Origin of the sequence: Actinomadura montaniterrae (assembly GCF_008923365.1) — a bacterium.
Classification (GTDB): domain Bacteria; phylum Actinomycetota; class Actinomycetes; order Streptosporangiales; family Streptosporangiaceae; genus Spirillospora; species Spirillospora montaniterrae.
This window is the reverse complement of the sequence record NZ_WBMR01000331.1, coordinates 1-7,736: the sequence shown is the minus strand read 5'-3', so window position 1 is coordinate 7,736 and position 7,736 is coordinate 1. Positions and strand designations below refer to the sequence as shown.

General features: G+C 70.2%; 7 protein-coding genes. 2 read left to right on the top strand and 5 right to left on the bottom strand.

Annotated features, from left to right (window positions below; all coding sequences use genetic code 11):
• Positions 1-331: 331 nt before the first annotated feature.
• Genes F9B16_RS47365 through F9B16_RS47350 form a run of 4 tightly spaced genes read right to left on the bottom strand, consistent with a single transcriptional unit; the run spans position 332 to position 4,490 of the window.
• Positions 332-1,456, bottom strand: a complete 1,125-nt coding sequence (locus F9B16_RS47365; RefSeq protein WP_151546828.1) for an ROK family protein — start codon at positions 1,454-1,456, stop codon at positions 332-334.
• The gene (locus tag F9B16_RS47360; protein ID WP_225992592.1) at positions 1,453-2,280 is read right to left on the bottom strand and encodes a carbohydrate ABC transporter permease; all 828 of its coding nucleotides are present in this window, start codon (positions 2,278-2,280) and stop codon (positions 1,453-1,455) included. Before F9B16_RS47360 ends, F9B16_RS47365 begins: the two co-directional genes overlap by 4 nt.
• A gap of 14 nt (positions 2,281-2,294) precedes the next feature.
• Positions 2,295-3,236 (bottom strand): carbohydrate ABC transporter permease, encoded by a 942-nt coding sequence (locus tag F9B16_RS47355; RefSeq protein WP_225992591.1) that lies wholly within the window; start codon positions 3,234-3,236, stop codon positions 2,295-2,297.
• Positions 3,237-4,490 carry an extracellular solute-binding protein gene (locus F9B16_RS47350; protein ID WP_151546826.1) on the bottom strand — a complete coding sequence of 418 codons (1,254 nt, stop codon included), beginning with the start codon at positions 4,488-4,490 and terminating at the stop codon, positions 3,237-3,239.
• A gap of 526 nt (positions 4,491-5,016) precedes the next feature.
• On the opposite strand from F9B16_RS47350, the gene F9B16_RS47345 reads away from it, so the two are divergent.
• Together F9B16_RS47345 and F9B16_RS47340 are read left to right on the top strand one after the other, a co-directional pair.
• Positions 5,017-5,805 carry an SRPBCC family protein gene (locus tag F9B16_RS47345; RefSeq protein WP_151546825.1) on the top strand — a complete coding sequence of 263 codons (789 nt, stop codon included), beginning with the start codon at positions 5,017-5,019 and terminating at the stop codon, positions 5,803-5,805.
• Positions 5,806-5,873: 68 nt separating this feature from the next.
• Positions 5,874-6,947 (top strand): SRPBCC family protein, encoded by a 1,074-nt coding sequence (locus F9B16_RS47340; RefSeq protein WP_225992590.1) that lies wholly within the window; start codon positions 5,874-5,876, stop codon positions 6,945-6,947.
• A gap of 57 nt (positions 6,948-7,004) precedes the next feature.
• On the opposite strand, the gene F9B16_RS53795 is transcribed toward F9B16_RS47340, so the two are convergent.
• On the bottom strand, positions 7,005-7,736 hold a 732-nt coding region (locus tag F9B16_RS53795), incomplete at its 5' end, for a helix-turn-helix transcriptional regulator (RefSeq protein WP_264159871.1).

The window sequence follows — 7,736 nt, the reverse complement described above, 5'->3', positions numbered from 1 at the left end:
CAGGGGCCGCAGAGGCTCCAAAGTCAAGGGTGGACGAAGTCCATCGCGAAGCGACGCCGAAGGCGCCCTTGACTTTGGAGGGGCGGCCCCGTACGCAAGCGCCACCCCACCACCCGAACACCCCTCTCGCGATTCCGCCGAACGCCCTTATCCAAGATCCCCAGAACACTCCATCTTGCCAATCGATGGGATCTCGATGAACCTCCTAGATTGGCATCAAGAACCCCGGCAGGAAATACTTCCAAAATCGGACATGGGTACAGTTCGGATCTACCCATGCCACCACTTCCTCGGTATGGCCGCAGACAAAGCGGCGGCCGGGGAGGCGAGGTTAGAGAAGACGGGCGGCGAGGAGGGCGGCGCCGTGGACGGCGGCGCGGTCGCCGAGTCGCGTGACGGCCAGCGGGGGAGCGGGACGGAACAGGAGGCGGTCGGCGAGCCGTGCCTCCAGCGGTTCGAGCAGCAGCGGCCCCGCCTGCGCCAAACCGCCCCCGAGGACGAACAGCCCCGGGTCGAGGAGCAGCGTGGTGGCGGCGAGGCTGTCGGCCAGGCAGTCGAGAGCCTCCGACCAGATCCGGGCGGCGAGGTCGTCGGTGCTTGCCCGCGCGATCACGTCCTCCGCGTGGACGCCTGCCACTTCGCTGTCCAGACCTGCGGCGACGTTCACGGCTGCTGCGCCGTCCAGACCTGCTGCGCCGTCCAGACCTGCTGCGCTGTCCAGGGCTGCTGCGCTGTCCAGCGTGCCCGTTCCGCCGAGGGTGCTGCCCGCTGCCGCTGCGCCGAGCGTGGTGCCCGCTGCATTAGCGACCGCCCCCGATCCGCCGGTCGGAGTAAGAGCGGCGGCTCGGGTGGTGTAGCGCCGGGCGATGGACGCGGCGGACGCGTACGTCTCGAGGCAGCCCTTGTTGCCGCAGGCGCAGTCCTCGCCGCCGGGCCGGACGACGACGTGCCCGACCTCGCCGCTCCAGCCGGAGACGCCCGGGTAGGTGGTGCCGTTCAGGATCAGCGCGGCGGCGATGCCGGTGCCGATCGCCATGAACACGAAGTCGCCCGCGTCGCGTCCCGCGCCGAGGACGGCTTCGGCGAGGCCGCCGGTGCGGACGTCGTGGCCGACGGCGACGGGGACGCCGAGCCGCTCCTCCGCCAGGTGCAGCAGCGGCACGTCCTGCCACCCGAGGTTGGCGGCGCGGACGGCGGTCCCGGACGCCTCGTCCACGATGCCGGGGACGGCGATCCCGGCGGCGCGGGCGGGCCGTCCGAGCGCGTCGGCGCGGGCGGCCATGTGGGCGGCGAAGTCGAGGATGCCGCCGACCGGATCGGTGCGGTCGGTCGGCCACGTCTCGGCGAGCAGCACGTCCGCGCCGGTCGCCGCCCCGGAGCCGGCGGGGCCGGACGGGGCGGGGACGAGCGCGGCCTTCATGGACGTCCCGCCGACGTCGATCGCGATGAGGGTCACTTGACGGAGCCCGCGGTGAGGCCGCCGATCAGGTACCGCTCGATGAAGACGAAGAGGATCACGACGGGAACGATAGCGATGAGCGAGGTGGCGAACAGGTACTGCCAGTGCGCCTGGTACTGGGTGACGAACGACGGGATCGCGACGGTCAGCGGCTGCCGGTTGGGCGACGCGGTGACGGTCAGGGCGACGATGTACTCGTTCCAGGCGGAGATGAACGTGTAGACGACGGCGGTGATGACGCCCGGCGTGGAGATCGGGAGCGTCACCCGGAACAGCGCGCCGAGGCGTCCGGCGCCGTCGAGGAACGCGGCCTCCTCCAGTTCCTTGGGGATGCTGGAGAAGTAGCCGTGCAGGATCCACACGCAGAACGGCAGGTTGAACGCGGCGTTGACGAGGATCAGCGCCATCAGGGTGTCGGTCAGGTTGAGCGCGACCATCTCCCGGAAGATGCCGATGACGAGCGCGGTCGGCGCGAACATCTGGGTGACGAGGACGAGCAGCAGGAACGCGCCGCGCCCGCGGAACCGGTTGCGGGCGGTGTAGTACGCGGCGGGCATCGCGCACGCCAGCGTCACGACGGTGGCGACGGCGGCGACGATGAGCGAGACCCGCATGTTGGTCCAGATCGGCGCGGCCTTCCAGACGTCCACGAAGTTCGACCACTGCCAGTGCCCGGGCAGGTAGGTGCCGGGCGACTTGGTCAGCTCGTGCTCGGTCTTCAGTGACGTCAGGAACATCTGCAGGTACGGCGCCACGAAGATCAGCGCGACGAGCCAGCCGACCCCGGTGAGGAGCACCTTGCGGACGGGAGAGCGTTTCATCGGACCTCCTCCCGTCATCGGACCTCCTCCCGCCAGCGCGTGGCCCGCAGGTACACCAGCACCATCACCAGGATCAGGACGAAGTTGACGACGGCCATCGCGGCGGACTCGCCGACGTGCTGGTCGTAGAACGCGAGCTTGTACATGAAGGTGGTGGTGGTGTCGGTGGCGTGCCCGGGACCGCCCGCGGTCATCGCCCAGATGATCGGGAACGAGTTGAAGACGTTGATGACGTTGATGATGGAGGCGATCAGGACGGCGGGCCGCAGCAGCGGCAGCGTGATCCCGAAGTAGGTGCGGAAGGCGCCGGCGCCGTCGACGCGGGCCGCCTCGTACACGTCGCCGGGGATGGACTGGAGCCCGGCGAGGATGACGAACGAGGTGAACGGCAGCGACACGAACACCGCGACCCACATCATCCAGATCATCGCCTGGTGGGGGTGGCCGAGCCAGTTGACCGGCTTGTCGATGACGTGCAGGTCGAGCAGCACGCGGTTGACGATGCCGGAGTAGTTGTCCAGCATCCACTTCCAGATCAGCGCGGTCATCAGCACCGACGCCGCCCACGGGACGATGACGGCCCAGCGGACGACGCGGCGGCCGGGGAAGCGGGCGTTGAGCAGCTGGCCGATCGCGAGCGACAGCACCATCGTGACGACGACGATGCCGGCGACCCACAGCAGCGTGCGGAGCACGACGGGGACGAGGGCGTCCTCGTCGAACAGGTCGGTGTAGTTGGCCGAGCCGCGGTTGCCGAGCGTCACGCCGGACGAGCTGATCTTCAGCAGCGAGGTGCGGACCATCTCGATGACGGGCCACAGCACGACGACGGCGATGAGCACGATGGACGGGCCGAGCCACAGCAGCGGGACGAGCGCGCGCCCGATGCGCCTGAGCAGGGAGGGGCGGGACGCCGGACGGAATCCGGCGTCCCGCTTCACGGCGACGTCCTGCACTCAGCTCGCCTTTTCGGCGGTCTGCTGGATCTCGTCGAGCACCTTCTTCGGGTCCTTGTCGGCGACCGAGGTGCCGAGGCTCTGCTTGACGGCGCCCGCCACGGCCGACCACGCGGGGTTGCTGGTCGGGGCGAACTTGCTCGTCGGCAGCGCGTCGACGAACTGCTTCATGTACGGGTCGGAGCTGAGCGCGTCACCGGCGGACTTCGTCGTCGGGAGGAAGCCCTCCTTGGCGAGGAACCGCGAGACGTTGTCCTTCTGGTAGAAGAAGTCGAGGAACTTCTTGACGGCCTCCTTGTTCTTGCCGTCGTTCTTCTTGAACGCGTCGAGGACGTCCATGACGCCGAGCGTGTTCGGCTGCGAGCTCGCGTTCTTCACCGGCAGCGAGGTGACCCCGAAGTTCAGGTTCGGGTTCGCCGGGGTGATGAATCCGGCCTTGGTGAACGGGCCGCCGATCGCCATTCCGATCTTGCCCTGGGCGAACTGGTTGAACACCGTCTTGCGGTCGGTGCTCTCCGGGTTCGGCTGGGTCAGCCCGGACTTGTTGAGGTCCTTGAGGAAGTTCAGGGTGTCGACGTTCGCGGGCTGGTTGATCGCCCATTTGCCGGACGAGTCGACCCAGCCGCCGTTGTCGTTCATCGCCCAGGAGAAGAACTCCGCCTGCGCCTCCTCGGGGCCGAGCGGCAGGCCGTAGCCGATGGCGCCGGTCTTCTTGATCTTCTGCGCGTCGGCCTTGATGTCGGCCCAGGTCTTGGGCGGGTCGGTGATGCCGGCCTTCTGGAACAGGTCCTTGTTGTAGAACATCAGCCGGGCGCTGGAGATGAACGGCAGCGTGTACTGCTCGCCGTTGAACTTGGCCTGCTCGACGAACGTGGGGGTGAAGTCGCTGAGCGTGGCCGGCGACACGACCTCGGAGGCCTTGTAGAGCAGGCCATCGCGGGCGAAGTCGGAGAACGCGTTGTAGTTGAGGATGTCGGGGACCTGCTTGGTCTGGACGTAGGTCTTCACCTTGGCGTCCATCTGGGTCCAGTCGACCATCTCCAGGTTCACCTTGTACCCGGAGTTCTTGGCCTCGAAGTCCTTGATCAGGGCGTCCCAGAAGGGCTTGGTGTTGTCGTCGTAGATGGCCGCGACGAATTTGATCGTCTTGCCGTCGGAGTCGTCTCCGCCGGACGAGCTTCCCTTGCCGCATCCGCTGACGCCGAGTGCCACGGTGAGGCCCGCGGCGATGGCGCCGATGAGGTGCCGTTTCATCTGTCCCCGCCTTCTTCGGCTCGCACTTGCGGACGCTCCCGCGCGTCCGTGCGTCGTTTTTCGGCCCGCATGTTCACGCCGCCCCGGACGGGTCGCGCGGCGTGCCGTCGCATGACCCTTTGGCGTGGTCCTCCCACGGGCGGCGTCGGCCGCCCGGCCCTCCTCCCTTTCGCGCATGAAAAATTGTGCGCGGTGCGAATGCTCACTGAGCACAAACGCGCGTGGTGGCCATGAAGATAAACACTGGTCCGTACCAGTTCAAGGGGTGCATTACGCAAGAGGCTTAACCGTTACCGGAGGCGGCCGTGGTCCGGTGTGCACGCTGGGCTGGTCTGGTCGGGCGGTTTCGGCCCGTGATCGCGCGGTTTTGGTGCGCTCACTCTGCGCGCGACCGCTGTGACCTGCTGTGACGACGTTCCGGCGGGTGCGTGCGCGGGGGCCCGGCGCTGGCCTGCGGCCTGTTTTGCCCTTCTTTACGCGGGTAGCCCGGCGCACGACTCCGAGTGGACGGCGAGGTGACGAGCACATGAACTTCCGGACCGGGTTCGCCGCCGGCGCGGGCGGCGTTCTGGTCGCGGCCGCGGCCGGCCGCGCCGGGCGCCGGGTCGCGGACCGGGGCGTCGCCCGCTTCGAGTCCCGGCTGGAACGCTCCGTCCGGCGGCTGGCGGCCGAGGCGGAGCAGGGCGGGCCGCTGGTCAGGGCGGCGCTCGCGGGCGCCCGGGCCCTGTACGACGGCAAGTCCCCGGGACGCGCGCTGCTCAGCTTCGGCTGGACGGCGCTGAAGGAGACCCTCAAGCGGATCTTCAGCGGCGGTGGGCGCGGCGGGCCGGTGAACATCGTCGAGCAGATCGACGTCGGCGCGCCCTGCCGGCTGGTCTACGACCAGTGGACCCGCTTCGAGGACTTCCCGTCCTTCATGAAGAAGGTGGTGAGCGTCGACCAGGCGTCCGACGAGAAGCTGCACTGGAAGGCGCGGATCTTCTGGTCGAGCCGCACGTGGCGCTCGACGATCGTCGAGCAGGTCCCGGACCGGCACATCGTCTGGCGGTCCACGGCGGCCAGGGGGCGGGTGGACGGGACCGTCAGCTTCCACGAGCTGACGCCCGACCTGACCCGCGTCCTGCTCGTCCTGGAGTACCGCCCCGGCGGCCTGTTCGAGCGGACCGGCAACCTGTGGCGCGCGCAGGGCCGCCGGGTCCGGCTGGAGCTCAAGCACTTCCGCCGCCATGTCATGACCCGCTCGCTGACGGCCCCCGGCGGGGTCGAGGGCTGGCGCGGCGAGATCCATGACGGGGAGGTCGTCCGGACCTCGTGAAGCAGACCCCCGAAACCGAACTCCTGCGGAGGAGACACACCATGAAACGCGGAACCAGGGTGGGCCCGGTGCCCATCGGACAGATCGCGAAACGGCTGCCGGTCGGCCGGCGGAGCCCGTCGGGCCTCGGCCGGATCACGCAGAACCTGCCGGGCGGCGTGCCGGGCGGCAAGGCGCTCGGCGCGACCGGCGGCGTCCTGCTCGGCGCCGGCGCCGCCGTGGCGGCGGGCCGCGCGCTCAGCCGCCGCAACGACCGGGGCGAGGAGCCCGAGGAGCGGAACGAGAGCGGCGGCTCCACCGGGAAGAGCACGGCGAGGAGCGCGAAGGACACGGCGAAGAACACCGCCGAGAACGCCAAGGACACCGCCGAGGAGGCGGCCGGCAAGCCCGCCGAGAAGGCGAAGGGCCTGTTCGGGCGGCTCAAGGACACCATCGGCGGCGCCCTGAAGAAGGGCGGCGGCAAGGGCGGCGGCGGCAAGAAGGTGAAGGTCACCAACATCATCGAGCACACCGACATCGGTGCGCCGCGCCGCCTCGTCTACGACCAGTTCACGCAGTTCCAGGACTTCCCGTCCTTCATGAAGAAGGTCATCAGCGTCGACCAGGCGGACGAGGAGAAGCTGAACTGGCAGGCGAAGATCTTCTGGTCCAAGCGGACGTGGGAGGCGACGATCGTCGAGCAGGTCCCGGACGAGCACGTCGTCTGGCGCTCCAAGGGCGCGAAGGGCCACGTGGACGGCACCGTCAGCTTCCATGAGCTGGCGCCGAACCTGACCCGCGTCCTGGTGGTCCTGGAGTACCACCCGCAGGGCCTGTTCGAGCGGACCGGCAACATCTGGCGGGCGCAGGGCCGCCGCGTCCGGCTGGAGCTCAAGCACTTCCGCCGGCACGTGATGACCCAGTCGCTGACGCATGCCGACGAGATCGAGGGCTGGCGCGGCGAGATCCGCGACAGCGAGGTCGTGAAGACCCACGAGGAGGCGCTGAAGGAGGAGGAGAAGTCCGGGAACGGCCGCAAGGCCAAGAGCGGCTCCGGCTCGGGCTCGGGCTCGGGCTCGGGCTCCGGAAACTCCTCGAGCTCCTCGAAGAGCGCTCGCGGCTCCAAGGACGCGGCCAAGGAGGAGGAGTACGAGAAGGCCTGAGACCGGCCGGTCCTCCGCCGGACGCCGGGCGCGGACCCCTCGTCCGCGCCCGGCGGGTCAGCGGATCATCCGGGCCAGTTCGACGCGCGACCGGATCCCGAGCCGGGTGAAGACGTTGCGGAGGTGGTGGTCGATGGTCCGCGGGCTGAGCAGCAGCCGGGCCGCGATCTCGCGGTTGGTGGCGCCCTCGGCGACCATCCGGGCGATGTGCGCCTGCTGGGCGGTGAGCCCGGTCAGCGCGGGCGGCTCCCCGGGCCCGGAGGCGGTGCGCGGTGCAGCCGTCTCCGGGTCCGGGGCCGGGCCCGCGTCGCCCGCCGCGCGCAGCTCGGCGCGGGCCTGCCCGGTCCACGGGACGGCGCCGTACCGCTCGAAGATCCGCAGCGCGGTGCGCAGGTGCTCGCGGGCGGCGCGGGGGCGGCGGCCGCGCCGGAGCCGGGCGCCGAACAGCAGCTCGGTGCGGGCCAGCTCGAACACCGCGCCCGCCGACTCGTGCAGCCGGAGCGCCTCGGTGTAGTGCGCGGCGGCCTCGTCGTCGCATTCGGCGAGGAGGGCGGCGCAGCGGCGGGCGAGCGCGAGCCGTCCCGGGGTGCGGGTGGCGTCGGCCCAGCGGGTGAAGTCCTCGGCGGCGCGGGCGGCGCGCGCCCGGTGGCCGGTGTAGGCGAGGGCTTCGACCAGGTGGGGTGCGGCGAGCAGCCGGGCCAGCGGGTGCGCCAGGCCCGCTCCGCCCGGTAGCCGCAGCCGCGCGGCGGCGTCGCCGGGACGGTCGGCGGCGAGGTCGAGGCAGGCGAG

What these genes read in the sequence shown, in the direction of transcription:
- F9B16_RS47350 (WP_151546826.1), bottom strand. Translation starts at nt 4,490, where the DNA reads ATGAAACGGCACCTCATCGGCGCCATCGCCGCGGGCCTCACCGTGGCA.
- F9B16_RS47345 (WP_151546825.1), top strand. Translation starts at nt 5,017, where the DNA reads ATGAACTTCCGGACCGGGTTCGCCGCCGGCGCGGGCGGCGTTCTGGTC.
- F9B16_RS47360 (WP_225992592.1), bottom strand. Translation starts at nt 2,280, where the DNA reads ATGAAACGCTCTCCCGTCCGCAAGGTGCTCCTCACCGGGGTCGGCTGG.